This window comes from Pseudomonas sp. 05N434, from assembly GCF_056396965.1.
In genome coordinates, this window is record NZ_JBFTMK010000627.1 from 1 (window position 1) to 2,678 (window position 2,678).

3 protein-coding genes are annotated in these 2,678 nt (G+C 58.8%); all 3 read right to left on the reverse strand.

The genetic code is table 11. The annotated features are described in order from the left end of the window. On the reverse strand, nt 1-376 hold a 376-nt coding region (locus tag AC1DLB_RS27065), incomplete at its 3' end, for an MAPEG family protein (protein ID WP_477786011.1). Beyond that, entirely contained in the window at nt 376-1,113 is a 738-nt protein-coding gene (locus AC1DLB_RS27070) for a DUF599 domain-containing protein (protein ID WP_477786012.1), read from the reverse strand. The genes AC1DLB_RS27065 and AC1DLB_RS27070, both read right to left, overlap by 1 nt. Before the next feature lie 167 nt (nt 1,114-1,280). Next, complete coding sequence (gene brnQ / locus AC1DLB_RS27075; protein WP_477744258.1) at nt 1,281-2,594, reverse strand: branched-chain amino acid transport system II carrier protein; 1,314 nt, start codon at nt 2,592-2,594, stop codon at nt 1,281-1,283. Between the last annotated feature and the right edge of the window lie 84 nt (nt 2,595-2,678).

Here is a 2,678-nt window from a genome sequence, read left to right on the forward strand (position 1 = left end):
GACTAATCATCAGCAACAACGAACACACTAATCCGACGAACCACACCAGACTTCGCTGCCAGGCCAGATCAGCCCAATAACACAGTAAGTAGATAACGCGCGCGATCACGAAGGCGATCGCCAGTGCATCGATCAGCCATCCCGCCGTTTGCGTGGTGTGCGCCATCAACACCCCGACCGCAAACAAAATGAACGCCTCGAAACTGTTCTGGTGGGCCGCCAATGCCCGGGCGCCGAAACCTGTGAGTTGCGCCTGTTGTTGACGCGGCAGGTGATTGTTGTAACCGCCCTGCTCTTTCATCGCCTTGGCCACCGGCATGCGCGCCACGAAAATCAACAAGGCGCTGATAAACACACACCAGAATGGAATACTCATCAAGCCGCCTCTTTGTTCAGCTCAGGCAATGGCGCCTCTGTAGGTGTATAGACCATCACGTCAAGAACGTCGGAGTGAAACTCGCGGCGATACAATACCAACACGACACCGGCGCTCATCAACATGAACAACCAGGGGCTGACAAACCACGCCAGCATGCTCATGCCGAAGTAATAGGAACGCAGACCGAAGTTGAACTGGTTGGCCGCCATGGAGATGACACGGGCGGCTCGGGAAGCAAAGGCGTTACGCTCTTGCTCGGACACATGCCGCTCACCGATCATCGGTGCCGAACCCACGAGAATGGCCGCAAAGTTGTACTGACGCATGCACCAGCTGAACGTAAAGAACGCATAGACAAACACTAGCGCCAGGCACAACAACTTGATCTCCGACATGCCTTGGGAAGCCTGTTGCACCATCGGGATATCCGCAAGCAACGACACGKCTCTTTCGGATGCCCCCAACACCGTGAGAATACCGGCCAGGATAATCAACGTGCTGGAAGCGAAGAACGAGGCGTTGCGCTCCAGGTTACCGATCACGCTGGCATCGGCGATGCGGTTGTCGCGCAACAGCATGCGGCGCATCCAGTCTTCGCGGTACAGGTGCAGCACACTGGCCAGGCATGCGGTGTCACGGCCCTTCCATGTCGCGTAACGGGTGTAGCCACCCCAGCAGACGACAAACCAGAGCGCGGCGAGGATGTGGATCAGATTGGCGTGGATGAACGACATGCAGTTCCTTGTGATGTGTAGACGATGATGAAACCTGCGGATAGTGCTTCGACGTTAACCCAAGGAAAAAGACACTGCATCACGCGCATAAAAAATGCCCCGTATCGATTGATACGGGGCATTTCCATTTGTAGCTCAAGCCCGCTTGTGGCGGGTCATGAAGCGGCTTAAGCCAGCGCTTCTTCGCGCTTGCCCAGCAGACGGTCGCAAACCACGGCAACCACCAGGGTCATGACCGAGGGCACCAGCCACGCCAGGCCCTGCTCGCTCAGCGGCAGGTGAGCCAGTTGAGTCGGCATCCAGTCGGCCAGACCGGCGCCCTTGAGAGCGTCGATCATGCCGAAAATGAACGACACCAGCATCACCGGACCGACGATGCGACCCTGCTCATGCCAGAAGTCCTTGCAGAAGCTCAGGGCCACCAGGGCGATGCACGGCGGGTAGATGGCGGTCAGTACCGGAATCGAGAACGCAATCAGCTTGGTGAGGCCCAGGTTGGACACCAGCAGGGAGAACGCGGCCAGGATGATCACCAGCGTCTTGTAGGACAGTGGCAGCACACGGCTGAAGTATTCGGCACAGGCGCAGGTCAGACCCACCGCAGTCACCAGGCAGGCCAGGGAGATCAGCACCGCGAGGAAACCGCTACCGAGCGAACCGAAGGTGTGCTGCACGTAGGCGTGCAATACCGCCGCGCCGTTGGTGGCACCGGCGGCCACTTCATGGCTGCCCGAGCCGAGCCGGAACAGGCTGACGTAAACCAGCGCCAGACCTACACCGGCAATCAGCCCGGCGATGATCGCGTAACGGGTGATCAACACCGGCGATTCCACGCCACGGGAGCGGATCGCATTGACGATGACAATGCCGAATACCAGCGCACCCAGGGTATCCATGGTCAGGTAACCATTGATGAAGCCCTGGGAGAACGGTGCCGCCACATATTCAGGGGTAGCCACGCCAATGTTACCGGCCGGCAACGCGAACGCTGCGATGCCGAGTACGGCCAGGGCGATGATCTTCAGCGGTGCGAGGAACCGTCCTACGGTGTCCAGCAGACGGCCCGGATAGAGCGAGATGAAGAACACCAGCAGGAAGTACACCGAGCTATAGAGAAACAGCGCCAGCGGGCTCTCGCCGGTCAGCGGCGCCAGACCCACTTCGAACGACACGGTCGCGGTGCGTGGTGTCGCGAACAACGGGCCGACAGCGAGGTAGCACGCGGCTGCCAGCAGGCCACCGGCGATTTTACCGATCGGGCTGCTCAAGGCATCCATTGCACCACCGACCTTGGCCAGGGCGACCACGGTGATCACCGGCAGACCGACTGCGGTGATCAGAAAACCCAGCGCCGCCATCCAGACATTAGGCCCGGACTGCAAACCGACGATAGGCGGGAAGATGATGTTGCCAGCCCCGACGAACAGGGCAAATGTCATGAAGCCCAGTGCCAGGATGTCCTGGCCTTTCAACACTTTCATTAAGGAAATACCACACTACTGAATCGGAATTTAGAGAGGGATTTCCCTTATGGGTGAGGGAAATGCTGTCGATCCGTATAGGAC

Excerpts from the sequence above, each read along its gene's own strand:
- brnQ (WP_477744258.1), bottom strand. The coding sequence starts at position 2,594 with ATGAAAGTGTTGAAAGGCCAGGACATCCTGGCACTGGGCTTCATGACA.